This is a genomic window from Luteimonas viscosa (assembly GCF_008244685.1).
GTDB classification, from domain to species: domain Bacteria; phylum Pseudomonadota; class Gammaproteobacteria; order Xanthomonadales; family Xanthomonadaceae; genus Luteimonas; species Luteimonas viscosa.
This window is the reverse complement of the sequence record NZ_VTFT01000001.1, coordinates 2,159,677-2,183,357: the sequence shown is the minus strand read 5'-3', so window position 1 is coordinate 2,183,357 and position 23,681 is coordinate 2,159,677. Positions and strand designations below refer to the sequence as shown.

At 70.0% G+C, this 23,681-nt stretch carries 22 protein-coding genes; 14 read left to right on the top strand and 8 right to left on the bottom strand.

What is annotated here, in order from left to right:
- Window positions 1–36 precede the first annotated feature (36 nt).
- The 10 genes from dnaN to FZO89_RS09600 all read left to right on the top strand — a co-directional run bounded on the left by dnaN (window position 37) and on the right by FZO89_RS09600 (window position 10,454).
- Window positions 37–1,137, top strand: coding sequence for a DNA polymerase III subunit beta (dnaN, locus tag FZO89_RS09645; protein WP_149103049.1), 1,101 nt, complete (start codon window positions 37–39; stop codon window positions 1,135–1,137).
- A 121-nt stretch (window positions 1,138–1,258) separates the two neighbouring features.
- Complete coding sequence (gene recF, locus FZO89_RS09640) at window positions 1,259–2,392, top strand: DNA replication/repair protein RecF (RefSeq protein WP_149103048.1); 1,134 nt, start codon at window positions 1,259–1,261, stop codon at window positions 2,390–2,392.
- A gap of 148 nt (window positions 2,393–2,540) precedes the next feature.
- Complete coding sequence (gene gyrB / locus FZO89_RS09635) at window positions 2,541–4,988, top strand: DNA topoisomerase (ATP-hydrolyzing) subunit B (protein WP_149103047.1); 2,448 nt, start codon at window positions 2,541–2,543, stop codon at window positions 4,986–4,988.
- Between the two features lie 161 nt (window positions 4,989–5,149).
- Window positions 5,150–5,941 (top strand): M48 family metallopeptidase, encoded by a 792-nt coding sequence (locus FZO89_RS09630; protein ID WP_149103046.1) that lies wholly within the window; start codon window positions 5,150–5,152, stop codon window positions 5,939–5,941.
- A gap of 75 nt (window positions 5,942–6,016) precedes the next feature.
- A complete protein-coding gene (locus tag FZO89_RS09625) occupies window positions 6,017–7,213 on the top strand; it encodes a tetratricopeptide repeat protein (RefSeq protein WP_149103045.1) in 1,197 nt (398 codons plus the stop codon).
- A 137-nt stretch (window positions 7,214–7,350) separates the two neighbouring features.
- Window positions 7,351–8,019 carry an energy transducer TonB gene (locus FZO89_RS09620; RefSeq protein ID WP_149103044.1) on the top strand — a complete coding sequence of 223 codons (669 nt, stop codon included), beginning with the start codon at window positions 7,351–7,353 and terminating at the stop codon, window positions 8,017–8,019.
- A 73-nt stretch (window positions 8,020–8,092) separates the two neighbouring features.
- Complete coding sequence (locus FZO89_RS09615; protein WP_149103043.1) at window positions 8,093–8,839, top strand: MotA/TolQ/ExbB proton channel family protein; 747 nt, start codon at window positions 8,093–8,095, stop codon at window positions 8,837–8,839.
- 29 nt (window positions 8,840–8,868) lie between these two features.
- A complete protein-coding gene (locus FZO89_RS09610) occupies window positions 8,869–9,297 on the top strand; it encodes an ExbD/TolR family protein (RefSeq protein WP_149103042.1) in 429 nt (142 codons plus the stop codon).
- Window positions 9,298–9,312: 15 nt separating this feature from the next.
- Window positions 9,313–9,729, top strand: coding sequence for an ExbD/TolR family protein (locus tag FZO89_RS09605; protein WP_149103041.1), 417 nt, complete (start codon window positions 9,313–9,315; stop codon window positions 9,727–9,729).
- Window positions 9,730–10,043: 314 nt separating this feature from the next.
- Window positions 10,044–10,454: an ExbD/TolR family protein gene (locus FZO89_RS09600; RefSeq protein WP_262378595.1), complete on the top strand. Its 411-nt coding sequence runs from the start codon at window positions 10,044–10,046 to the stop codon at window positions 10,452–10,454.
- Between the two features lie 9 nt (window positions 10,455–10,463).
- On the opposite strand, the gene FZO89_RS09595 is transcribed toward FZO89_RS09600, so the two are convergent.
- The 3 genes from FZO89_RS09595 to cls all read right to left on the bottom strand — a co-directional run bounded on the left by FZO89_RS09595 (window position 10,464) and on the right by cls (window position 13,201).
- On the bottom strand, window positions 10,464–11,216 hold the full coding sequence (locus tag FZO89_RS09595; RefSeq protein WP_149103040.1) for a pyridoxine 5'-phosphate synthase: 753 nt from the start codon (window positions 11,214–11,216) through the stop codon (window positions 10,464–10,466).
- Window positions 11,217–11,248: 32 nt separating this feature from the next.
- The gene (locus FZO89_RS09590; protein WP_149103039.1) at window positions 11,249–11,524 is read right to left on the bottom strand and encodes a hypothetical protein; all 276 of its coding nucleotides are present in this window, start codon (window positions 11,522–11,524) and stop codon (window positions 11,249–11,251) included.
- 237 nt (window positions 11,525–11,761) lie between these two features.
- Window positions 11,762–13,201: a cardiolipin synthase gene (gene cls / locus FZO89_RS09585; protein WP_149104121.1), complete on the bottom strand. Its 1,440-nt coding sequence runs from the start codon at window positions 13,199–13,201 to the stop codon at window positions 11,762–11,764.
- A gap of 63 nt (window positions 13,202–13,264) precedes the next feature.
- Between cls and FZO89_RS09580 the strand changes: the two genes are divergently transcribed.
- From FZO89_RS09580 to FZO89_RS09570, 3 genes are all read left to right on the top strand, one after another.
- Window positions 13,265–14,371, top strand: a complete 1,107-nt coding sequence (locus FZO89_RS09580) for a PA0069 family radical SAM protein (protein WP_149103038.1) — start codon at window positions 13,265–13,267, stop codon at window positions 14,369–14,371.
- A gap of 173 nt (window positions 14,372–14,544) precedes the next feature.
- Window positions 14,545–15,543: a sensor histidine kinase gene (locus FZO89_RS09575; protein ID WP_149103037.1), complete on the top strand. Its 999-nt coding sequence runs from the start codon at window positions 14,545–14,547 to the stop codon at window positions 15,541–15,543.
- On the top strand, window positions 15,540–15,980 hold the full coding sequence (locus tag FZO89_RS09570; protein WP_149103036.1) for a response regulator: 441 nt from the start codon (window positions 15,540–15,542) through the stop codon (window positions 15,978–15,980). The genes FZO89_RS09575 and FZO89_RS09570 overlap by 4 nt, the downstream gene beginning before the upstream one ends.
- 180 nt (window positions 15,981–16,160) lie before the next feature.
- Here the strand turns inward: FZO89_RS09570 and FZO89_RS09565 are convergent, their stop codons facing one another.
- The 4 genes from FZO89_RS09565 to phhA all read right to left on the bottom strand — a co-directional run bounded on the left by FZO89_RS09565 (window position 16,161) and on the right by phhA (window position 22,123).
- Window positions 16,161–16,880, bottom strand: coding sequence for a 2OG-Fe(II) oxygenase (locus tag FZO89_RS09565; RefSeq protein ID WP_149103035.1), 720 nt, complete (start codon window positions 16,878–16,880; stop codon window positions 16,161–16,163).
- A 56-nt stretch (window positions 16,881–16,936) separates the two neighbouring features.
- Window positions 16,937–19,099, bottom strand: coding sequence for a TonB-dependent receptor family protein (locus tag FZO89_RS09560; RefSeq protein WP_149103034.1), 2,163 nt, complete (start codon window positions 19,097–19,099; stop codon window positions 16,937–16,939).
- A 611-nt stretch (window positions 19,100–19,710) separates the two neighbouring features.
- Window positions 19,711–20,913, bottom strand: a complete 1,203-nt coding sequence (locus tag FZO89_RS09555) for an amino acid aminotransferase (protein ID WP_149103033.1) — start codon at window positions 20,911–20,913, stop codon at window positions 19,711–19,713.
- Window positions 20,914–21,232: 319 nt separating this feature from the next.
- On the bottom strand, window positions 21,233–22,123 hold the full coding sequence (phhA, locus tag FZO89_RS09550) for a phenylalanine 4-monooxygenase (RefSeq protein WP_149103032.1): 891 nt from the start codon (window positions 22,121–22,123) through the stop codon (window positions 21,233–21,235).
- Between the two features lie 156 nt (window positions 22,124–22,279).
- Between phhA and FZO89_RS09545 the strand changes: the two genes are divergently transcribed.
- Complete coding sequence (locus FZO89_RS09545) at window positions 22,280–22,756, top strand: Lrp/AsnC family transcriptional regulator (RefSeq protein ID WP_149103031.1); 477 nt, start codon at window positions 22,280–22,282, stop codon at window positions 22,754–22,756.
- Here FZO89_RS09545 and FZO89_RS09540 read toward each other — a convergent pair.
- The gene (locus FZO89_RS09540) at window positions 22,719–23,663 is read right to left on the bottom strand and encodes an SMP-30/gluconolactonase/LRE family protein (RefSeq protein ID WP_149103030.1); all 945 of its coding nucleotides are present in this window, start codon (window positions 23,661–23,663) and stop codon (window positions 22,719–22,721) included. The two genes, FZO89_RS09545 and FZO89_RS09540, sit on opposite strands and share 38 nt — an antisense overlap.
- Window positions 23,664–23,681 lie beyond the last annotated feature (18 nt).

The following is a 23,681-nucleotide window of genomic DNA, read 5'->3' as shown; positions in this document are numbered from 1 at the left end:
TTTCCATTAAAGAGCCTTGCTACAGGAACCCAACGCATGCGTTTCAGCCTGCAACGCGAAGCCCTCCTGAAACCGCTTGCCCAGGTGGTCAACGTCGTCGAGCGGCGGCAGACCCTGCCGGTGCTGGCCAACCTGCTGACCCAGGTCTCCGGTGGCCAGCTGTCGTTGACCGGCACCGACCTCGAGGTCGAGATGGTCTCGCGCAGCGCGGTCGATGATGCCCAGGATGGCGAGACCACGATCCCGGCGCGCAAGCTGTTCGACATCGCCCGCGCCCTGCCCGACGGCAGCAAGGTCACCGTCTCGCAGACCGGCGACAAGGTGACCGTGCAGGCCGGGCGCAGCCGCTTCACCCTGTCGACCCTGCCGGCGAACGATTTCCCCTCGGTCGACGAGGTCGAGGCCACCGAGCGCGTGAGCGTCCCGGAAGCCGCGTTGAAGGAGCTGATCGAGCGCACCGCGTTCGCGATGGCGCAGCAGGACGTACGCTACTACCTCAACGGCCTGCTGTTCGACCTGGCCGACAAGCGCCTGCGCTGCGTCGCCACCGACGGCCATCGCCTCGCCCTGTGCGAGACGGGCCTGGACGAGGCGGTGGCCAACAAGCGCCAGATCATCGTCCCGCGCAAGGGCGTGCAGGAGTTGCAGCGGCTGCTCGAGGGGGGTGACCGCACCCTGGTGCTGGAGATGGGTCGCAACCATATCCGGGTCAAGCGCGACGATGTCACCTTCACCAGCAAGCTGATCGACGGCCGTTTTCCCGACTACGAGGCGGTGATCCCGATCGGCGCCGACCGCGAGGTGCGGATCGACCGTGAGGCGCTGCGCGCCTCGCTGCAGCGCGCGGCGATCCTCTCGAACGAGAAGTATCGCGGCGTGCGGCTCGAGGTGTCGCCGGGACTGGTGCGGATCAACGCCCACAACCCCGAGCAGGAGGAAGCGCAGGAAGAGGTGGAAGCCGACACCAAGGTCGACGGACTGGCTGTGGGCTTCAACGTGAATTACCTGCTCGATGCCCTCAGCGCGCTCCGCGACGAGCATGTGGTGCTGCAGCTGCGCGATGCCAATTCATCGGCCCTGGTGCGCGAAGCCGGAAGCGAGAAGTGCCGTCACGTGGTGATGCCGCTGCGCCTCTGATGATGGCGACGTTCCACGTGGAACCCCCTGCTTCGCCCGGGTCACACCGGGCGAAGTCGTTTTTCGCCGCCGAGCGCGTGCCGGACCGTATGCGCATGTGCCCGCCGAGACCAGGACTTTCATGCGCCTGACCCGTCTCACCGCGGGAGGCGTGCGCAACCTGCTGCCCCTGGAGCTGTCCCCGGGGCCGGACCTGAACCTCGTGCTCGGCCCCAATGGTGCCGGCAAGACCAGTGTGATCGAGGCCATCCACCTGCTGGCCTACGGCCGCAGTTTCCGTGGCCGCGTCAGGGACGGCCTGATCCGGACCGGGGCCGACGCGCTCGAAGTGTTCGCCGAGTGGGAAGAGACCGGGGGCGTCCGGCGCCGGGCCGGATTGCGCCACAGCGGCCAGGCCTGGACCGGCCGCCTCGATGGCGAAAGCGTGCAGCAGCTGGGCGACCTCTGCGCCGCGCTGGCCGCGATCACGTTCGAGCCGGGGAGCCATGCGCTTGTCACTGCGGGAGGCGAAGCGCGACGCCGCTATCTCGACTGGGGCCTGTTCCACGTGGAACAGGGTGAGGACACCTCGTTCCAGCCCATCTGGCGTCGCTACGCCCGCGCGCTCAAGCAGCGCAACGCATTGCTGAAGCAGCGCGCGCCGCGTGCCCAGCTGGAAGCCTGGGACGCCGAGTTCGCGGCTGCCGCGGAGCGCCTGGACCTGCAGCGGCGGGCCTACGTCGAGCGCCTGCAGCCGCGTTTCGGCACGCTGACCCGGGAGTTGCTGCCACAGCTGGGAGAAGGCCGTCTCCATTACCGCTCGGGCTGGCGCCGCGACCAGCTCTCCCTGGCCGACGCCCTGCTGCTGGCGCGCGATCGCGATCTCGCCACGGGCTTCACCTCCGTCGGGCCGCATCGGGCCGACTGGCGCGTCGAGCACGACGCGCGGCCGGCCGGCGAGGCCCTGTCGCGAGGCCAGGCCAAGCTGACCGCGTTGGCCTGCCTGCTGGCCCAGGCCGAGGACTTCGCCGACCGGCGCGGCCACTGGCCGGTGTTTCTGCTCGACGACCTGGCCTCCGAGCTGGATCGCCCCCATCAGCAACGCCTTCTTGCGCGGCTGCGACACAGCGGCGCCCAGGTCTTCGTGACCGGAACCGATCCGGTGCCCGGGCTGGCCGACGCCGGCTGGCTGCCGGCCGTGTTCCACGTGGAACACGGTCACGTTGCGCCTGCCGCCCCGGAGCCCATGTCCGGCGGCCGCCCTTCCGCCACGTGAAGGCAGCTCGAACCGGTCCGTGCCGAGGGCGGTCCCCGGCCCCAATCCGGCCCTGCGAACGCTATAATTCGTGCCTCAGTCCCTATAACTAATGTGTCGTGGAGCGTGGCCGCGTCCCGCGCGCCGCGCCGCCTCGACGGTGGTGCGAATGACCGAACATACCGAACTCCCTGGCGGCGACTCCGGCCAGACCTACGACTCCAGCAAGATCACCGTGCTGCGCGGCCTGGAGGCCGTGCGCAAGCGGCCCGGCATGTACATCGGCGACGTGCACGATGGCACCGGCCTGCACCACATGGTGTTCGAGGTGGTCGACAACTCGATCGACGAGGCGCTGGCCGGACATGCCGACGACATCCACGTGACCATCCACGAGGACGGCTCGGTGGCGGTGTCCGACAACGGTCGCGGCATCCCGGTCGACATCCACAAGGAAGAAAACCGCTCGGCGGCCGAGGTGATCCTCACCGTGCTGCATGCCGGCGGCAAGTTCGACGACAACAGCTACAAGGTCTCGGGCGGCCTGCACGGCGTCGGCGTCTCGGTGGTCAACGCGCTCTCGTCCAAGCTCACCCTCGACATCTGGCGCGACGGCTTCCATCACCAGCAGGAATACGCGCTGGGCGAGCCGGTGTATCCGCTCAAGCGGCTGGACGCTTCCACGCGCCGCGGCACCACCCTGCGCTTCTGGCCGGCGACGTCGATCTTCACCGACACGGAATTCCACTACGACATCCTCGCCAAGCGCCTGCGCGAGCTGTCCTTCCTCAACTCGGGGGTCAAGATCACCCTGGCCGACGAGCGCGGCGAGGGGCGCCGCGACGTGTTCCAGTACGAAGGCGGCATCCGCAGCTTCGTCGAACACCTGGCGCAGCTGAAGACGCCGCTGCACCCGAACGTGATCTCGGTGAGCGGCGAACAGAACGGGATCACCGTGGACGTCGCCCTGCAGTGGACCGACGCCTACCAGGAAACGATGTTCTGCTTCACCAACAACATTCCGCAGAAGGACGGCGGCACCCACCTGATCGGCTTCCGCTCGGCGCTCACGCGCACGCTCACCAACTACATCGAGCAGAGCGGGATCGCGAAGCAGGCCAAGGTCACGCTGTCGGGCGACGACATGCGCGAAGGCATGATCGCGGTCCTCTCGGTCAAGGTGCCCGATCCCAGCTTTTCCTCCCAGACCAAGGAAAAACTGGTCAGTTCCGATGTGAGGCCGGTCGTTGACAGCACGTTCGCGGCGCGTTTGGAGGAGTTCCTGCAGGAACACCCCCACGAGGCGCGTGCGATCGCCGGCAAGATCGTCGATGCCGCCCGTGCGCGCGAGGCCGCGCGCAAGGCCCGCGACCTGACCCGCCGCAAGGGCGCGCTCGACATCGCGGGCCTGCCCGGCAAGCTCGCCGACTGCCAGGAGAAGGATCCGGCGCTGTCGGAACTGTTCATCGTCGAGGGCGACTCGGCCGGCGGCTCGGCCAAGCAGGGCCGCAACCGCAAGAACCAGGCGGTGCTGCCACTGCGCGGCAAGATCCTCAACGTCGAGCGCGCGCGCTTCGACCGCATGCTCGCCAGCGCCGAGGTCGGCACCCTGATCACCGCGCTCGGCACCGGCATCGGCAAGGACGAGTACAACCCGGACAAGCTGCGCTACCACCGCATCATCATCATGACCGACGCCGACGTGGACGGCTCGCACATCCGCACCCTGCTGCTGACGTTCTTCTACCGGCAGATGCCTGAGCTGCTCGAGCGCGGGCACGTCTACATCGGCATGCCGCCGCTGTACAAGATCAAGCAGGGCAAGACCGAGCTTTATCTCAAGGACGACGCGGCGCTCGACGCCTACCTCGCCGGCAACGCGGTCGAGGGCGCCTCGCTGGTGCCGGCGAACGGCGAGCCGCCGATCGAGGGCGCGGCGCTGGAGAAGCTGCTGCTGGCCTACGCCGGCGCGCGCGATGCGATCGCCCGCAACGCGCACCGCTACGACCCGCTGCTGCTGGAAGCGCTGATCGACTTCACCCCGCTCGAGCCCGAGACCCTGAGCGCCAACACCGACGAGCGCCACGAGCTCGAGGCGCTGGAAAAGCGCCTCAACCGCGATGGCCTCGGCCGCCCGCGCTACGCGCTGGAATGGCAGTCGGCGCGCGAGGGCCAGCCCGCGGCGCTGCTGTCACGTCGCCGACACATGGGTGTGGAGATGATCCAGGTCCTGCCGCTGTCGGCGTTCGAGGGCGGCGAGCTGCGGGCATTGCGTGAGGCGGCGGCGCTGCTGCACGGGCTGGTTCGCGAAGGCGCGCAGATCATGCGCGGCAACCGCGCCCAACCGGTCTCGAGCTTCGCCCAGGCGCAGGCGTGGTTGCTGGAGGAGGCCAAGAAGGGACGCCAGATCCAGCGCTTCAAGGGTCTGGGCGAAATGAATCCCGAGCAGTTGTGGGACACCACGGTGAACCCGGACACGCGCCGGCTGTTGCAGGTGCGGATCGAGGATGCGGTTGCCGCCGACCAGATCTTCAGTACCCTGATGGGCGACGTGGTGGAGCCGCGTCGAGAGTTCATCGAGGACAATGCGCTCAAGGTGTCGAACCTCGACATCTAGCGCCGACGCCGCGCCTTGCGCCCGTTCGCGGGCGCGGATGGAGCCTGCACGCAGCGGACCCTGCACACCCCCGCCGGCGCTTCGCGCCCGGCGCGAGGTTGACGAAAACTTAAGACGACCGCCGCCACACTCGCGGCGAAACGCGGAACAGGGTCCGGACCATGAGGCACGCCATCGCAATGCTGGTCATCGTCACGCTGCTTGCAGCGTGTGCGACCACGACCTCGTCGACCGGCCGCACCCAGTACGTCGGCGCCGTCTCGCAGGAGCAACTGAACCAGCTCGGCGCCCAGGCCTTCGTGGACGCCAAGCGCAAGGGCCCGCTCAGCACCAACGCCGGACAGAACGCCTACGTGCGCTGCGTGGTCGACGCCCTGGTGCGGCAGCTGCCCGCCAACCAGCGCTCGATGGCGTGGGAGAGCGCGGTGTTCGCCGAGAAGGAGCCCAACGCCTACGCCCTGCCGGGCGGCAAGGTCGGCATCAACACCGGCCTGTTCGGCGTGGCGAAGAACCAGGACCAGCTGGCTGCCGTGGTCGCCCACGAGATCGGCCACGTGATCGAGCGCCACCACGACGAGCGCATCACCCGGCAGATGGGCGCCTCCGGCGCGGTGCAGCTGCTGGGCGCGCTCGCCGGCGACTACGGCCAGCTCGCGACGCAGGGCGGTGGCATGCTCGCGCAGACCGGCTTCCTGCTGCCCGGCTCCCGCGCCCAGGAGAGCGAGGCCGACGTCGTCGGCCAGCGGCTGATGGCGCAGGCCGGCTTCGATCCGCGCGCGGCGGTCGCGCTGTGGCAGAACATGATGGCCGCCGGCGGCGGGCGGCCGCCGCAATGGTTGTCCACCCACCCCGACCCGCAGAACCGCATCGCCGAACTGCAGGCGCGCGCCAACCAGCTCGTGCCGGCCTATGAACAGGCGCGCGCCGGCGGCCGCCGGCCGAACTGCGGCTGATCCCGGCGCCGCGCCGACCCCCCATTCCATCCCATTGCCGCCGCTGGCGGCACGAATAAAGAGAAGGTGATCTCCATGTCCGACAAGACACTTCCGACCCGCCTGCTGACCGCGATGATGGCGACCGGCCTGATGCTGGCGACGACCGCCGCGCTGGCGCAGGATACGAGCCGGGCAGAAGAGCGTCGCGCCGAACGCGCGAAGAAGGGCGAGTCGGGGGAGCGCTATCCGGAGGCGACCCGCGAGGAGCCGGAGACCAAGACCTCTTCGCGCGCGAGCAGTACCCGCCTGGGCAAGCTTTCGGACGCCTATGAAGCGCAGGACGTGGCCCAGACCCAGGCACTCGCCGACGAGGTCATCGCCGACGAGAAGTCCAACGCCTACGAAAAGTCCCTGGCCGCGCGCATCGCCGGCGCGCTCATGATCGGCAACGACGACACCAAGGCGCTGGACTATCTGCAGCGCGCGATGGAATTCGACGGCCTGAGCAACAACGAACACTACGAGGTCATGAGCATCGTCGCGCAGCTGCACGCGCAGGAGGACCGCAACGACGAGGCGCTGGCGACGATCGAGCGGCTGCAGACCGAAACCCGCAGCCAGGATCCGCAGATCGCCGCGCTCAAGGGCAACATCCTGCTGCGCATGGAGCGCTACCCGGAGGCGATCGCGACCCTGAAACCGCTGGTCGAGTCGCCGGAGGCCAAGCCGGAATGGCAGCAGCTGCTGATGGCCGCCTACGCCGAGTCCGGCCAGGGCGCCGAGGCGGCGAAGCTGGCCGAGCAGATCGCCTCGAACACCCCCGACGACAAGCGTTCGCAGCTCAACCTCGCCGCCACCTACCTGCAGACCGAACAGTACGACAAGGCCGCGGCCGTGTACGAAGCGCTGCGCGCCAAGGGCGAGCTGACCGAGGAGCGCGAATACCGCAACCTGATGGCCTCCTACCTGAGCCTGGACGACGGGCAGCAGAAGGCGATCGAGGTCATCAACGAGGGGCTGCAGAAGAACATCCTCAAGCCCGACTACCAGACCTACGTGGCGCTGGCGCAGGCCCACTACTTCGGCGAGCCGCAGCAGATCGACCAGGCGATCGCGGCTTACGAAAAGGCCGCGCCGCTGGCGCCCAACGGCGAGACCTATCTCAACCTGGCCAAGCTCCAGGCCAACGAAGGACGCCTCGCGCAGGCCAAGCAGGCCGCCCAGGCGGCCCTCGACAAGGGTGTCAAGTCGCCCGAGGAAGCGCGAGGGATCCTCGCCCGCAGCGAATGATGCAAACGGAAAGGGAAACCGGTTGGTATCGCGCCATCGGATTGGTATAAGCTTGGAAGTTCCCGTCGCCGAAAACCGGTGGCGGCACGACACGACCCCGGACGCTGCGGCGTCCGGCCCAGACTTGAGTTCAACGCATGACCGACCGCTTGCCGACGACCGACAAGAAAGACGAAGACGAAGGTCTGGACTGGGCGCGAATCACCGGATTCACCCTGGTGGTGGCCATCCATGCCGCGGCCCTGCTGCTGATGCTGGCTCCCGCCACCCCGCCCGAAGCCGAACAGCAGGACGACGACGCCACCCGCGTGGTGATCATCGAGCCGCCGCCGCCGCCCCCGCCGCCGCCGCCGCCGCCGCCGGAGCCGCCGAAGCCCCAGCCGATCAAGGAACTGGTGCCGCCGCAGCCCACGCCGCTGCCGCCGCCGCCGGAGGATCCGCCGGTGGTGTTCGACGAACCCTCGCCGGTCGACACGCCTGCGCCGCCGCCGGCCCCACCGGCCCCGCCCGCGCCGTCGCCTGACATCGGTGCCAGCGTCGACATCTCGTCCAAGAACATGAATCCGCCACGGTACCCGCCGTCCGCGCTGCGCTCGGGCATCGAGGGGACGGTGATCCTGGTGATCAGCGTGGATGCCAACGGCAACGTCACCGACGTTTCGGTCGAGCGTTCCAGCCGCAACCGCGACCTCGACCGCGCTGCGATGCAGGCCGCCCGCAGGTGGCGCTTCAACCCGTCGATCGTCAACGGCCAGCCGGCAGCCGGGCGCGTGCGCGTCCCCGTCGACTTCAATCTCGGCGGCTGACCGGCTACACAGTTTCCATCCGCTACAACCCGCTCCACTTCCTACACTCAACAACATCTAGAAGGTAAGCGTCATGCTGCAGGAAACCACCGCCGCCCCGGTGACCGGAGGCAACAACGCCGAAGCACTGACCCAGATGGGCTTCATGAACCTGATGGAGCACATGACGGTCGTCAACTGGATCGTGTTCCTGGTCCTGGTGCTGATGTCGGTCCTCTCGATCTACTGGATCATCTACAACTTCATCAAGAACATCCGGCTGAAGAAGAACTCGGACCGCGTGATCGCGACGTTCTGGGAAACCCCGAACGCGCAGGATGCGATCCGCTTCATGGAAGAGCAGCCGCGCAGCGAGCCGTTCTCCAAGGTCGCGCTCGATGCCGCCCAGGCTGCAGCCCACCATCAACGCCACGATGCTTCGCGCCTGGCCGAGACGCTGAGCCGCTCCGAATTCGTCGACCGCGCGCTGCGCCAGGCCGTCACCCGCGAATCGCTGGGCCTCGAAGCCGGCCTGACCGTGCTCGCCACCGTCGGCGCCACCGCGCCGTTCGTCGGCCTGCTGGGCACGGTGTGGGGCATCTACAACGCGCTGATCGCCATCGGCATGACCGGCCAGGCGGACATCGGCGCGGTCGCCGGTCCGGTGGGCGAGGCGTTGATCATGACGGCGATCGGCCTCGGCGTCGCGATCCCGGCGGTGCTGGGCTACAACTTCTTCGTGCGCCTGAACCGCAGCACGAACAACAAGCTCGACACCTTCGCCCACGACCTGCACGACTTCTTCGCCACCGGCGCGCGCGTCGGCGACGCGGGTCGCTGAGCGTCGACGCAGACTGACGGAGAGCAGACATGGCCTTCAGTTCAAGCGGAGACGGCGGTCACGACAAGGTCAACGCCACGATCAACATCGTGCCGCTGGTCGACGTGATGCTGGTGCTGCTGATCATCTTCATGGTCACGGCACCGCTGATGGCGCACAAGGTCAAGGTCGACCTGCCGCAGGCGAACCTCGACGAGCGTCCGGACGAGGCGCCACCGGCGCCTCCGCTGACGGTCGCGATCACGTCCAACGGCACGCTCTACCTCAACGACCAGCCGGTGACGATGGACCTGCTCGACAGCACGCTGGCGGTGGAAGCGCAGAAGACGCCGCAACCACCCGTCAACGTGCGCGGCGATGCGACCACGCCGTACCGGATCGTCAACGAGGTGGTCAACCTCGCGCAGGCCAAGGGCATGCGCAAGGTGGGCTTCGTCTCGGCCCGCGAAAAGAACTGATCGGGAGAACCCACGATGGCTTTTTCATCCGGTGGTGGCGATGGCGCGCCGATGGCCGACATCAACATCATTCCGCTGTGCGACATCATGCTGGTGCTGCTGATCATCTTCATGGTCACCGCGCCGCAGGTGTCCTACCCGATCGACATCGACCTGCCGCAGCGTTCGCTCAATCCGCCCGACAACCCGGTGGAACCGCCGGAGCCGATCCGGCTGCGGATCGACGCCGGTGGCACGATCTACTGGAACGACAGCCCGACGCCGGTGACGGCACTGCGTCAGATGATGGATGCCGAAGTCCAGCGCGACGTCACCAACCAGCCGACGCTGGAGATCGACATGAGCGAGGACGCGGAGTACGGCGTGCTGGCGAAGGTCCTGGCCTCGGCCAAGAACGCGCACATGCAGAAGATCGGCTTCGTCAAGAAGTAACGCACCACCGCCCGGCGTCGCCTGCAGCGCGCCGGACGCTTACCGCTACGATTCGACGCCGCCTCCGGGCGGCGTTTTTTTCTGTCGCGGGTACGCCGGGAGAGTGCCGGACGTGTCGCATTGCCGGCTCTGGTGGCGGCACGGTGGGGCGGCGCACGCCCGCCGGCCGGGGTCGCTGCGCCTTCAAGTCCCGCGACGCCCGGCGTCGGCCAGCGCGCACGCCAGCACCACAGCCTTGCGACCTTCGTCGTGATTGCCGAAACCTGTGCGCAGGGGTAGCGTCGAGGCGTGTCCACCCGCGCAGGAGGTGTGCCATGGCGTTCGGAAAGCAGGCCGACCGGGCGACGCCCGCGATGGCCGAGATCAACATCATTCCGTTGTGCGACGTACTGCTGGTGCTGCTGATCATCTTCATGGTCACCGCGCCCGCGCTGTCGCACCAGATCGACCTCGACCTGCCGCAGGCGTCGCCCCCGACACCGGTCGATCCGCCGGCACCGATCGACCTTGCGATCGACCCGTCCGGCCAGGTGTTCTGGAACGGCGACCCCGCCGACCGCACAGAGCTGCGGACGCTGATGACGGCCGCAGCCGCCGTCGGCAGCGGGCCGAAGCCGTTGCTGCGGATCGACGCCAGCGGCGACTGCGACTACCAGGCGGTGGCGCAGGTCCTGGCTGCGGCGCGAAACGCCGGCCTGGACAACATCGGCTTCGTGCGCAGGTAGCGGCGCCGCTCAGCGACCGGCGACGATGGCGAGGTAACGCGACACCGTGGTCGCAAGGCCCGCGTACAGGGCCTCGGCGATCAGTGCGTGGCCGATCGACACCTCCTGCACGCCGGGCACTGCAGCGAGGAAGGCGCCGAGGTTGGCCTGGTCGAGGTCGTGGCCGGCATTGACCGCCATCCCTGCCGCTACCGCCTGCCGCGCAGTCCTGGCGTAGTGCGGCAACGCAGCAGCCGCGTTTCCCGCGGCGAAGGCCTCGGCATAAGGGCCGGTATAGAGCTCGACCCGATCGGCACCGATGGCGGCCGCCCGGGCCACCTCGCTGCCGGCATCCGCGAACAGGCTCACCCGGCAGCCGAGCGCCTTGAGCCGGGCGACCAGCGGCTGCAACGCGGCGGCGTCGCGGGTGAAGTCGAAGCCGTGGTCGGAGGTGAGCTGGGCGTCGTCGTCCGGCACCAGGGTGGCCTGCGCCGGGTGCGCCAGTTCGCACAGGCGCAGGAAACCGACGTAGCCGTCCCGTGCCTGCGCGAACGGATTGCCTTCCAGGTTGAACTCGACGCCGTAGTCGCGGGTGAGCCCGGCCAATGCCAGCACGTCGTCGTGTCGGGCATGTCGCGCGTCCGGGCGGGGGTGCACGGTGATGCCATGGGCGCCGGCGTCGAGGCAGGCGCGTGCGGCCTGCAGGATGTCGGGTTCGCGACCGCCGCGCGAGTTGCGCAGCACCGCGATCTTGTTGAGGTTGACGCTGAGCCGGCAGCTCATGCGGCCTCGCCCCGGATGGCCAGCGCCACCGCTCAGGGCATCCGCGGTTCGTCCGCCGTCGGCGCGACGGACGCGGTGCCCGCGCGGCGCGCCTCGGCGACCTCGCGCAGCCGCTGCAGTTCGCGCGGATCCAGCATCTGGGTGTCGTCCCGGCTCTGGGTGTCGATGCGCTGCGCGAGCAGGCCGAGGATCCACAGCCCCAGCAGCACCAGGGCCGCCAGAAGCGACACCACCACCACCGCGATCGAGGACGCCATGAAGGCGATCGCCAGTGCCGCGACCGCGAGCAACAGGAACAACCAGGGCATGGGCAGGCTCCGCTGCGTGGAATCCGGCCAAGTCTACCCGCAACCCGCGTCGGCGCACGCCGCCCGGGGGGCGCCAGCCACCGCTGGTCATTCCCGCACCATCACAAACGGGCCGCCGCTTCCGGACACCGGCGGAGGGCCGCGCCCCTCGCCGCGCCGGCGGCAACGCTGACCCGCGTGTCCCGGTGGCGGCGGGTGCGCGGCTGCGCGGGTGCGGGCGCAGCCGCGGCTCCCCGCTTACAGCAGCGGCGACATCAGGCGCGCCAGCGCCTCGGGCAGGCGCGCGGTGAGCAGCCCGCGATGACGGCCCTGGCGCACCCGCGGCGCATGCGCCAGCTCGCCCTCGACCAGCCGCGCCAGCGCGCCCGCGATCCCGGCATCGTCGAACAGCACCGAGACTTCGAAGTTGAGCCGGAAGCTGCGATGGTCGAAATTGGCGCTGCCGATCAGCGCCAGGGTGTCGTCGACCAGCAGCGACTTGGTGTGCAGCATCCGCGGCCCGTACTCGTATACCTTCACGCCCGCCACCAGCAGCGGGCCGAAGTAGGAGCGCGCGGCCAGCGTCACCAGGCGCGAATCGCTCATGCGCGGCACAAGCAGGCGCACGTCGAGCCCGGCCAGCGCGGCCGAGGTCAGCGACATCATCGCCGCCTCGCCCGGGACGAAGTAGGGCGTGGTCAGCCAGACGCGGTGCTTCGCCGCGTGGATCGCGCCGACGTGGGCGCGGTGGATCGCCTCCCAGGAAGAGTCCGGCCCGGACGTGATCACCTGCGCGCGGACGGCGCCGCGCGGCATCGCCGGCGTCTGCCTGGCCACCTCGCCGATGAAGTCGCGCTGGCCGGTGGCGTAGGCCCAGTCCTCGGCGAACACCTGTTGCAGTTCGCGCACCACGTTGCCCTCCAGGCGCAGGTGCAGGTCGCGGTAGGCGCTGTCGCCGAGCGTCTCGTCCTGGTCGTCGCTGACGTTCATGCCGCCGGTGTAGCCGATGCGGCCGTCGATCACCACGATCTTGCGGTGGGTGCGCAGGTTGGTCCACGGCCGTTGCCAGACGCGGCCGAAGCGGGTGGGGTGGAACCACGCCAGCTCGCCGCCGGCCGCGACCAGTTCGCCGAAGAACCGCTGCGCCCGCGCCGACCCGAGCGCGTCGAGCAGCAGCCGTACGCGCACGCCCGCGCGCGCGCGCTCGACCAGCGCATCGCGCAGCGCGCCGCCGCTGCGGTCGGGATCCCAGATGTAGTACTCCAGGTGCACGTGGGCGCGGGCACTGCGGATGTCAGCCAGCAGCGCCGCGTACTTCGCGGCGCCATCCACAAGCAGGCGTACGTCGCTGGCGGTGGTCATCGGCAGCTCGCTGGTCGCGCGCGCCATGCGCGCCAGCTCGGCGACCTCGTCGTCCTCGGCGAAGGCCTGCGGCGGCAGGTCGCCGCGCACGCGCGCGCGGCGCAGCCGCTGGCGGCGGATCCTCTGCGGCCCGAACACGTGGTAGACCAGCAGGCCGATATAGGGCAGCAGCGCCAGGCCCAGCAGCCAGCTGAGCGTGGCCACCGGTTCGCGCTTCTGCAGCACGATCCAGCCGCCGAGCAGCACCAGGTACAGCGCCCAGCCCAGGCTCAGGTACAGCCGCAGGTAGGGCACCCCGGCGAGCGCGTCCCAGCCCCGCCCGAGCAGATCGAATATCGGCACGCCGGCTCCGTCGTCGCGGCCGTTGCGACGCCGCGGGGGTAGGCTATCCGGATGTCGATGCCGACGAAAGCGCGGGCACCGGTCACCGCGCCGCTGAAGGGGCGCGGCGCCGCCTCGTACGTCCCGGGCCGCTACGAGGTCGCCACCACCCACGCCGAGGACGACGGCTGGGATTCGCTGCAGGCGCGCGACGACACCGATCCCGAACCGCACCCCGACACCCGCGTGCACGAGGAGCGCGCGCGCGGCATCGTCAGCCGCAACGACTCGCCCGACATCGGCTTCGGCCAGTCGGTCAATCCCTACCGGGGCTGCGAGCACGGCTGCGTGTACTGCTTCGCGCGGCCCTCGCACGCCTATCTCAACCTGTCGCCGGGGCTGGATTTCGAGACCCGGCTGTTCGCCAAGACCAATGCCGCCGAGCGGCTGCGCGCCGAGTTCTCGCGCAAGGGCTATCGCTGCGCGCCGATCGCGCTGGGCATCAACACCGATGCCTACCAGCCGATCGAACGGCGCTACCGGATCACGCGTTCGCTGATCGAGGTGATGGCGGAGTGCCGCCATCCCTTCAGCCTGATCACCAAGAACGCGTTGGTCACCCGCGATCTCGACCTGCTGGCGCCGCTGGCGCAGCAGCGCCTGGCGACCGTGTACTTCTCGGTGACCACGCTCGACAACCGGCTGTCGTCGAAGATGGAGCCCAGGGCCTCGGCGCCGCATGCACGGCTCAGGGCGATGCGCGCCCTGGCCGAGGCCGGGGTGCCGGTGGGGGTGATGGTGGCGCCGGTGATCCCGATGATCAACGACAGCGAACTCGAGGCTATCCTGGAGGCCGCGCGCGAGGCCGGGGCGGGCGCCGCGGGGTACGTGCTGCTGCGGCTGCCGCACGAGCTCAAGGACATCTGGCGCGAGTGGTTGCAGTTGCACCACCCCGAACGCGCACGGCACGTGATGAGCCTGGTGCGGCAGATGCGTGGCGGGCGCGACTACGACAGTGCCTTCGGCAAGCGCATGCGCGGCGAGGGACCGTTCGCCGACCTGGTGGCCGCGCGCTTCGAACGGGTGCGGCGCAAGCTCGGCTTCGGCCGGCTGCCACCGCTCGATGCGACCCGGTTCCGCGCACCCGGTGCAGAGGGCGCGGGCCCGCAGGGCGAGCTGTTCTGAGCGAGGGCACGGGGGCGCGGACCAGTCGCGGTTCACGTATCCTGCACCGGCCCTGCACATCGTGATTCCGTAGACTGTCGACCATGCGCCTGTTCCCCGCGACATCGTGAGCGATCGTGGCGGCTGATTCCCTTCCGCCGTATCGCCAGGCGTTCGCGCGAGCCGGCAGCGCCATGGCACTGCTGTCGCCCGAGGGAGAGTGGCTCGCGGCGAACGCCGCGCTGTGCCGGCTGCTGGACCGGCCGGCGCACGAACTGGTCGGCACGCGTGCGCACGAGCACCTGTTCGACCCGCGTACGCGCCAGGACATCGCCGACTGGCTGGCACGACCCGCCGTCGCGTCCCGTGCCCGCGAGGTGGAAGGGGAGGGCGACTGGCGCGTCAGCCTCGAGCCGCTGGCCGGCGACGGGGCGGATCCGGCTGCGATCCTGCTGCAGTGCGAGGTGGTCGGCGAGGCCCTGCACCGGCACCAGGACACCGCGCGAATGCAGGATCATCTTGCCCACGGCATCTCCCACGATCTGCGCGCGCCGCTCCGCAGCATCGCCGGATTCGCGGCGAAGCTCGACGAATCCGGCGCCGTCGGCGATGCCGGCAGGACCGACCTTGCGCGCATACGCGCCGCCACGGTGCGCGCCGAGCGACTGGTCGACGCATTGCTGCAACTGCTGCGCGCGGCGCGGCAGCCGCTGCGCGAGGACGAGGTCGACGTCAGCCTGCTGTGCGAATGGGTCTTCTCCGAACTGCGCGACGAGCAGCCCGGGCGGATGGCGGACATCGAGGTTCCGCCGGCGCTGTTCGCCCACGGCGACGAACACGCGCTCAAGACCCTGCTCCGGCAGGTGCTGGAGAATGCCTGGAAGTTCTCCGCCGGACGCGAACGGGTGGACATCAAGGTGGAGGGCGCCGTCGAGGACGACCGCCTGCGCCTGGCGATCCACGACCGCGGCTGCGGTTTCGACATGCGTTATGCTGACAAATTGTTCCTCCCGTTCCAGCGTCTCCACGGCGCGGAGCAGGGCGCCGGCCATGGACTCGGCCTCGCGATCGCACAGCAGGTGGCGCAGCGCCACGGCGGTCGCATGTGGGCGCGCTCGCAACCGGACGAAGGGAGCAGCTTCTTCATCGAATTGCCGGCAGCCTCCGGGCGCGGCCAGGACCCGATGCCATGAGCCAGAGCGACATCCTGCTGATCGAGGACAATCCGGACGATGCCGAGCTGACCCGCATCGCGTTCGCGCAGGCCAGCATCGGCCACCAGCTGGTGGTGGTGCGCGATGGCGCCGAAGCGCTCGACTACCTGTTCGCGCGCGGGCCTCACGCCGGGCGCGATCCGCTGCAGCTGCCGGCGATCGTGCTGCTCGACCTCAACCTGCCCAAGCTCGACGGGCGCGAGGTGCTGCAGGCGATCCGCGGCGACGCGCGTACCCGCTCGCTGCCGGTGGTGGTGCTGACCACCAGCGACGAACCCTTCGACGTCGAGGCGACCTACGCGCTCGGCGTGAACAGGTACATCCGCAAGCCGGTCAACTTCGAACAGTTCGTCGACGTGGTCAAGCAGATCGGGCTGTACTGGCTGGTGCTCAACCAGCCGCGCGTCACCGGCTGACGCGCCAGCGCGCGGGAACGCCGCAGCGTCCCCGCCACCGCGCGTCCGCTGCACACCGCACTTCGGCAACGGCAACGGCAACGATGGCGCGCACCCGATCGCGGCCGCGGTGAGACGAAAGGCGCGTGCGCTGGCCGACGCGAATGTCCGGCCAGCGCCGGCTGGCAGGCCGAGCCGCGTCTACGCGGGATTCGTCGGATTGCCGCCGTACAGCGCCTCCGCACGCTGGAACAGGATCCAGCTGGTGGCGATGAACTTGTCGCCGCCCTCGGGGCGGTTGCCCCGATGCGTATGGGTGAATGCAGTGGGTGCGATCAGCAGGTCGCCGCTGCGCGGGGCGACCCTGCGCTGCTGGAACAGGAACTCGGTCTCGCCCGCGGCGAAGCCGTCGTTGAGGTAGATCGTCCACAGCAGGTGGCGGTGCAGGGTCTCGCCATCGGGCGCGCGCGGATACAGCTCGCAGTGCCAGTAGGGATAACCGCCTTCGCCGGCGCGATACCACTGCAGGTTGATCGCGCCTGGCCGCAGGCAGGTGCGCGCGAGCTGGCCCAGCGCACGGTCGTCGAGCGCGGCGATGTCTTCGGCCGACAGCCGCCGCAGCCCGCCCCGGCCATCGGGCTGCTGCAGCATCAGCGGCGCGATCAGCGCCTGCGGATACCTGCGCAGGTAGGCGATCAGGCCGCCATAGACGGCGACGTTGAGCGCCTGCGTCACATCCGCCCAGTCGCCGCGCTCGCTGATCGAAAGATCGCGGCTGCGCTTGAGCTCGGGATACACGCCACCGCCGACCTGGCCGGGCTGCAGCGCATCGCTCGCGCGCAGCCTCTCCACGATCGCGGCGCAGGCCTGCGGATCGAGCGCCCCGGGATAGACCTCGATGAAGTCGGCAGGCGTGTCCATGGACCGATTCTAGCGGCGGCAGGCAGGCGACGCCCGCCACCCCTCGCCGCACCCCGCTAGTCCGTACCCGCCTGCCACTGCCAGCGCAGCCCCAGCAGCAGGCCGCGGCCGGGCGCCGGTTCGTAGTAGCGGCCATTGCCCTCGTTGACGATCACCGAACCGACGTAGGCGTGGTCGAAGAGGTTGTCGACGCGCGCGAACATGCGCAGCGCGCCATGCGACAGGCGCCATTCGCGCGCGGCCTCGACGTTGGCGACGACGTAACCCGGCGCCTGTTCGCTGCCGCTGTCGTTGACCACCACCGCGCCCGAACCCACCGCCTCCAGCGCCAGCCGCCACGTGCGCGGCTGCCACTGCAGTCGCGCCGACGCCTGTTGTCTCGCGGTGCCCGGGATCGCGTTGCCGGCAGGCACCAGCACGGAAGGATCGGTGCAGCCGGCGCCGGTGCAGATCGGGAAGCTGTCGCGGAAGCGCGCGTCGAGCCAGGTCCAGGCCAGCGCCAGGGTCCAGGCCGCGTCCAGCGGCAACACGGCCGACAGCTCCGCACCCTCGCGTCGTGCGCGACCGACATTGCGGAAACTGCTGCGCCCGCCGACGTTGCGCGCCACCGCCAGCTCGTCGTCGGTGTCGGCGCGGAACAGCGCGGCCTCGACCTGCATGCCGCGCGCGTTGCGCCACTTCGTGCCCAGCTCGACGTTGGTGCTGGTGGCGGGCGCCAGGTCGAACGCGAGGCCGGCGCCGCCGTCGGCGCGGTAGCCGAGTTCGTTGAAGGTCGGCGTCTCGAAGCCACGGCCGGCGGAGGCGTACAGCCGCCAGTCCTCGCGCGGCGCGAACACCAGGCCGAGCACCGGCGTGGTCTCGGAATAGTCGACGCGACCGCTGTCGTCGGGATTGGTCGCGGTGACGTAGCGGTCGCTGGAGCGGAAGCGCACTTCGCTGTGACGGGCGCCGGCCAGCAGCGACCAGCGTTCGGCGAAACGCCACCACGCCTGCGCGTACCGGTCGAGGTTCTCCACCCGGTTGCGCTCGTCGCGGCGCAGCGCGCCGCGCACGCCCAGCGCGTCGCCGACGAAGTTCTCGTAACCGCGGCGATGCTGGCGCTGGCGGTCGGCGTTCGCGCCTGCGGTGAGCTCGAACGCGCGACCGGCGAGCGTTCCGCTCCAGCGCCAGCGCAGGTCGAGCCCGCTGTAGTCGTTGTCGAGGTCGATCATGCCACCGGAACTGAGCGGATTGCCCTGGGCGCCGACCGGCACCGACAGGTACTGCTCGATCGCTCGCTGGCCGCCGTAGGCCATCGCATCGAACCCGTGGCCACCGCCTATGGGTTGTTCGTAGCGCAGTCCCAGCTGGTCCTGGCGCGCGGATTTTCGGGTGTCGTACTGCGTCGCCACCGCGGTGGCCTGGCGCGGATCGGCCTGCACCTGCGCGGCGGTCAGGCCCAGCGGATCCTGTGCGTCGGGCGCGTCGAAGTGGTTGGCGACCAGTTGCAGCCGGCCTTCCCCGGGCAGGTCCGCGTGCAGCTTGCCGTTGAACGAGGTGCGGCGTGCGGCGCTGTGGTCGCGCCAGCCGTCGGTGTCGAAGCGGCTCGCGGCAAGCGCGTAGCCGATGCGGTCGCCTTTGCTGCCGGCGTCGCGCACGCTGGCCGAAAGCATGCGGCTGTCGTCGCGCCCCAGGCTGGCCTGCAGGTGTCCGTTCGCCGGCGAGGTGCCCTCGGCGCTCCAGAGTTGCACGACGCCGCCGGAGGAATTGCCATGCAGCGCGGAGAACGGGCCGCGCAGCACTTCGATGCGCTGCGCGCCGGCCAGGTTGAAGTGCGAGACCTGGCCCTGGCCGTCCGGCATCGTCGCGGGAATGCCGTCGGCATACAGGCGCAGGCCGCGCACGCCGAAGGTCGAGCGCGCGCCGAAGCCGCGGATGGACAGCTGCGTGTCCTGCGCATGGTTCTGGCGTTCGCGCGCCGCCAGGCCGGGTACGCCGACCAGCGCTTCGGACACGCTCACGCCGGGGCGCGCGGCGGTGCCGTCGACTTCGACGGTGCTGAGCGACGCGGGCACGTCGAACGGCGCCACGCCCTGCAGCCGTGCCGAGGTGACCTCGACGCGGTCGAGCGTCACCGCGTCCGCGCCATCGAGGGCGACGGCCGAAGGCGGCGCCGCCGCGAGTACGGACAGGACGGCGCACGCGAGCACGCGAGGGCGGGCGAGGAACAAGCCGCTCATCGGCTCGCCACCCGAGCGCGCGGCCGATGCATGCAATGCGCAAACGTGCGGGTCGCGTGCGGTACGCGACATGCGTGGCGCTGGCGACATTCGACGCGCTGTCGGCGGACCGGGCGCAAACGATCCGCGTGTTCCGCGCCGCGGACCTGCTCCGGCGAGGGGAGACCGTCGAAGCAGGCCCGCGTGCGGATGTCGTCGCAACGACCGCTCCGGCCCGCGGTCGGGCGGTCCACCGCGCGAAGCGCGTGCGCCATCCGGAGGCACAGGGCCTGCCGGTGGCCTGCGCATGCGCCACGGGCAACGGCAACCGGCAGCAGGATGCGAAGGGGGAAGGACATGGGGATCTCGCTGCTGGCCGGCGAAGGTAACCCGCCCTGCCGCGTGCAGGAAGCAAGCTGCGCGCGCCGTGCGCCGAAGCGTGCGCGGATCGCGACGACACGTGTGCATCTCATTACCCGCACAGGCTCCGACCTTGTCGCTCCACGTTGCGGAGCAGCGGGGTTCTCGCGTGCCCGGCGATGGACGCGAGCCGTCGACGGGGCCGGGACCCGCGGCGCGCAGCCAAGGCGAACGGGCAGGGAACTGCGGCCTGGCACAGCGATGCGCGCGCTTCAGCCGCGGCTGACCGCCGCCACCGCGCGCGCCACGTAGTCGAGGTTGTTCGCGCTCAGCGCCGCCACGCAGATGCGGCCGGTGCCCACGGCATAGATGCCGAACTCCTCGCGCAGCCGCTCGACCTGTGCGCGCGACAGGCCCGAGTACGAGAACATCCCGGCCTGGCGCTGGATGAAGTCGTACTGCGGCGCGCCCTGCGCGGCAAGCTGTTCCACCAGGCCGCGGCGCAGCGCATGGATGCGGGTGCGCATCCGGCCCAGTTCCTCCTCCCACTGCGCGCGCAGCGCGGGATCGTTGAGCACCCCGGCCACCAGCGCCGCGCCGTGCGTCGAGGGGCTCGAGTAGTTGGCGCGGATCAGGCGCTTGACCTGCGACTGCACGCGCTTCGCCTCGTCGGCGTCGTCCGCCACCACGGTCAGCGCGCCGACGCGTTCGCCGTAGAGCGAGAACGACTTCGAGTACGAGCTGGCGACCACGAAGTTGCGGATCGGCGATGCCGCCAGCAGCCGGATCGCCAGCGCGTCCTCGGCGATGCCGCGGTCGAAGCCCTGGTAGGCCATGTCGATGAAGGGGAACAGGTTGCGCTCGTGCAGCAGCGCGATCACCCGCTCCCACTGCGCCGGCGTGAGGTCGGCGCCGGTGGGGTTGTGGCAGCAGGCGTGCAGCAGCACCACGGTGCCGGACTCGAGCGCGGCGAGGTCGGCAAGCATGCCGTCGAAGTCGAGGCCGTGCGTGCTCGCATCGAAATAGGTGTAGTCCAGCACCTCGAAGCCGACCGCGCCGAACACCGCGCGATGGTTCTCCCAGCTCGGGTCGCTGATCGCGATGCGTGCGGCCGGCAGCGACTTCTTCAGCAGTTCCGCGCCCACGCGCAGCGCGCCGCTGCCGCCGACGGTCTGGGTGGTGGTGGCGCGGCCTTCGGCGATCAGCGCGGCGTCGGCGCCGAACAGCAGTTCGCGGGTGGCGCGGGTGTAGTCGGGCAGGCCGTCGATCGGCAGGTAGCCGCGCGGCTTGCTCTGCTCGGCCAGCTGGCGCTCGACCTGCTGCACCGCGCGCAGCACCGGGATGCGGCCGTCCTCGTCGTAGTAGATGCCCACGCCGAGGTTGACCCGGGTGCTGCGGCCATCGGCGTTGTAGGCCTCGGTCAGGCCGAGGATGGGATCACCAGGAACCAGTTCCACGTTCGCGAAGAAGGACACGGCGGCAGTCGTCATCGAAGGGAGGGGAGGGAGGCCCGCCGGAAGAACACGCGGCGAAAAGCCGCGCAACTCTAGCATTTCCGTAAGTCGCGGCCGCGGTCGTTGCAGCGGGAACCATGACCAGCAACCCGCCAGGCGCCCGCATCGCACGACCTGCCTGAGCGGGCGCCAGGCAGGCGAAGCGGCCCGGGATCGGACGGACGCGCGCGCGGCAGGCAGGCAGGCGGTCGACGCAAGCCGCAGCGCGCCGGGCCCGGCCCGGCAGACGGATGGCAGGCAAGGCGGCGATGTGCAATGCGTGGGGCGTCGCCCCGTGCGCTCAGACGTCGCCGTCGCTGGCCCAGCCTTCGCCACTGCCGCGCTGGTACACGAGGTCGCCGTCCAGCACCGTGCCCGCGGCGATCGAGGGCTGTTCGGCGAGACGGGCGTACACCGGGGTGAAGTCGGGCGCGGTGGCGTCGATCAGCTGCTGGAAGCTGTCGATGACGAAGTAGGTCTTCTGGTAGCTGTCGATGCGGTAGCGGGTGCGCATGATCCGCTCCAGGTCGAATCCGATGCGGTTGGGCGCGGCGCTCTCCAGCGCGTGCAGCGATTCGCCCTTCGAGGAGACGATGCCGCTGCCGTAGATGCGCAGTTCGCCGGCCTCGCGGATCAGGCCGAACTCGACCGTATACCAGTACAGGCGGGTCAGGTTCTGCAATGCCTCCGGCCCGATGCCGTGCGCCTTCACCCCGCCGCGCCCGTAGGCCTCCATGTAATCGGCGAACACCGGGTTCATCAGCAACGGCACGTGGCCGAACAGGTCGTGGAACAGGTCGGGTTCCTCGATGTAGTCGATCTGTTCGGGCTTGCGGATCCACCAGGTCACCGGGAAGCGGCGGTTGGCGAGGTGGTCGAAGAAATCGAGTTCCGGCAGCAGGCCTTCCACTCCGATCAGCTGCCAGCCGGTGGCGTCGGCCAGCACCGCGTTGAGTTCGGCGTACTTCGGGATCGCGTGCGGGGTCATGCCCATCGCGTCCTGCGCCTCCAGGAACTCGCGGCTGGCGCGACCTACCAGCACCTCGCGCTGGCGCGCGAACAGTGTCGCCCAGGTGGCGTGGTCGGCCGCGTCGTAGTCGTCCCAGGGCTGCTCGACGATGCCGGTGGCATAAACCGGGACCTTGCCCTTGTCGGTGTGCAGGTTCTCGACGCGGCGCGGGGGTGCGGACATGCGTGTCTCCTGGGTAGGGGCCCGAACGGTCTTGCCGGCGCGGGCGGGCCATCGACTGCACGATAGCCGCCGGGCGGCGCAACGGGCTTGCGAAGTTGCACCGCGCAGGACGAAGGGCGCAAGATAATTGCGAGAACTGGACCGGATGCGCATGAAATGACCGCCATCGAACTCGACCGCACGGACCTCCTTCTGCTGGCGGAACTCCAGCAGGCGGGCCGCCAGACCAATGCCGACCTGGCCGAACGCGTGCACCTGTCGGCCTCGGCCTGCCTGCGCCGGGTGCAGCGGCTGGAGCGGGAGGGGGTGATCGCGGGCTACCGCGCGGAACTCGATGGCGACCGCCTCGGCCTGGGACTGCAGGCTTTCGTCCGGGTGCAGCTGGCCCGGCACGATGCCGAGTCGGTCGCCGCGTTCGCGACCCGGGTCAACGACTGGCCCGACGTGGTCGCCTGCCATGCGCTGACCGGCGACATGGACTACCTGCTGCACGTGGTCGTCGCCGACCTCGAACACTTCTCGCGCTTCCTGCTCGACCGCCTGCTGGCCGATGCGCGCGTGGCGGACGTCAATTCCAGCTTCGTGCTGCGCACGGTCAAGGCGTTCCGGGGGCTGCCCCTGCCGTCGGGCTGACCGGTGCAGGCATTGCACCATACTCGCGACCCCGGTACGCGCTGCGGAAGGTTTCGACCGCGCCACGATCCTGCAGGGTGACGAACACGCTGCGGCCATCCGCGCCTCCGAACGCGACGTTGGTCGGCCTCTGGCCCGCCAGCGCCACCTCGCGCAGCACCTCGCCGCGCGGCGAGACGATCGCCACGGTGCCTGCACCGAAGCGCGCGATGTAGAGGTTGCCGGCCTCGTCGGCGCGCATGCCGTCGAGGCCGTGGTCGGCGAACGTGAGCAGAAGGCGCTTGCCCGACACTTCGCCGTCCGCATCGATGTCGTAGATCCAGACACGGCGCTGCACGCTTTCGTTGACGTACAGATGCCGGCCATCGGGCGAGACCTCGATGCCGTTGGTGGTGCCCATGCCGCTTTCGAGCAGATGCACGCGACCGTCGCGGTCGATCCGCCAGAGCTGGCCATCGCCCCGCGACCAGCGCGGATCGCTGGCATAAAGGGTGCCGTCGGGCGCGATCGCCAGGTCGTTGGGCTGGTGCATGCGCGGATCGTGGGCGTGCACCGCGACCGAGCGGTCGCGCGGATCGATCCGCAGCACCGCATGCCCGGTGTAGTCCGCCACGTACATGCGACCCTGCGCATCGAAGCGGATGCCGTTGCCGGTCCGGCCCTCGGGCAGCTCGACGAACAATTCGGCGCGCGCGGCGCCATCGCCGGCAGGGATGCGGCCGATCGTGCCCTCGCGTGAAAAGTTGACCACGTACAACGCGCCATCCGGCCCGCTGGCAGGGCCCTCGATGCCGGCGGTGAAAACCCCGTCGCCCACGTGGTCGCGGGCCACGTACAGTCGATCCGCGGACGCGTCGAGCCGGGCGGCTGCGACGGTCGCGGCGAGGCAGAAGGCGAGCGCAGGCATTGGACGGACGGGATGCAT

Bases quoted from the DNA above. Each gene is read 5' to 3' on its own strand.
- dnaN (WP_149103049.1), top strand. From the start codon at position 37: ATGCGTTTCAGCCTGCAACGCGAAGCCCTCCTGAAACCGCTTGCCCAG.
- recF (WP_149103048.1), top strand. From the start codon at position 1,259: ATGCGCCTGACCCGTCTCACCGCGGGAGGCGTGCGCAACCTGCTGCCC.
- gyrB (WP_149103047.1), top strand. From the start codon at position 2,541: ATGACCGAACATACCGAACTCCCTGGCGGCGACTCCGGCCAGACCTAC.
- FZO89_RS09630 (WP_149103046.1), top strand. From the start codon at position 5,150: ATGAGGCACGCCATCGCAATGCTGGTCATCGTCACGCTGCTTGCAGCG.
- FZO89_RS09625 (WP_149103045.1), top strand. From the start codon at position 6,017: ATGTCCGACAAGACACTTCCGACCCGCCTGCTGACCGCGATGATGGCG.
- FZO89_RS09620 (WP_149103044.1), top strand. From the start codon at position 7,351: ATGACCGACCGCTTGCCGACGACCGACAAGAAAGACGAAGACGAAGGT.
- FZO89_RS09615 (WP_149103043.1), top strand. From the start codon at position 8,093: ATGCTGCAGGAAACCACCGCCGCCCCGGTGACCGGAGGCAACAACGCC.
- FZO89_RS09610 (WP_149103042.1), top strand. From the start codon at position 8,869: ATGGCCTTCAGTTCAAGCGGAGACGGCGGTCACGACAAGGTCAACGCC.
- FZO89_RS09605 (WP_149103041.1), top strand. From the start codon at position 9,313: ATGGCTTTTTCATCCGGTGGTGGCGATGGCGCGCCGATGGCCGACATC.
- FZO89_RS09600 (WP_262378595.1), top strand. From the start codon at position 10,044: ATGGCGTTCGGAAAGCAGGCCGACCGGGCGACGCCCGCGATGGCCGAG.
- FZO89_RS09595 (WP_149103040.1), bottom strand. From the start codon at position 11,216: ATGAGCTGCCGGCTCAGCGTCAACCTCAACAAGATCGCGGTGCTGCGC.
- FZO89_RS09590 (WP_149103039.1), bottom strand. From the start codon at position 11,524: ATGCCCTGGTTGTTCCTGTTGCTCGCGGTCGCGGCACTGGCGATCGCC.
- FZO89_RS09580 (WP_149103038.1), top strand. From the start codon at position 13,265: ATGCCGACGAAAGCGCGGGCACCGGTCACCGCGCCGCTGAAGGGGCGC.
- FZO89_RS09575 (WP_149103037.1), top strand. From the start codon at position 14,545: ATGGCACTGCTGTCGCCCGAGGGAGAGTGGCTCGCGGCGAACGCCGCG.
- FZO89_RS09570 (WP_149103036.1), top strand. From the start codon at position 15,540: ATGAGCCAGAGCGACATCCTGCTGATCGAGGACAATCCGGACGATGCC.
- FZO89_RS09565 (WP_149103035.1), bottom strand. From the start codon at position 16,880: ATGGACACGCCTGCCGACTTCATCGAGGTCTATCCCGGGGCGCTCGAT.
- FZO89_RS09560 (WP_149103034.1), bottom strand. From the start codon at position 19,099: ATGAGCGGCTTGTTCCTCGCCCGCCCTCGCGTGCTCGCGTGCGCCGTC.
- phhA (WP_149103032.1), bottom strand. From the start codon at position 22,123: ATGTCCGCACCCCCGCGCCGCGTCGAGAACCTGCACACCGACAAGGGC.
- FZO89_RS09545 (WP_149103031.1), top strand. From the start codon at position 22,280: ATGACCGCCATCGAACTCGACCGCACGGACCTCCTTCTGCTGGCGGAA.
- FZO89_RS09540 (WP_149103030.1), bottom strand. From the start codon at position 23,663: ATGCCTGCGCTCGCCTTCTGCCTCGCCGCGACCGTCGCAGCCGCCCGG.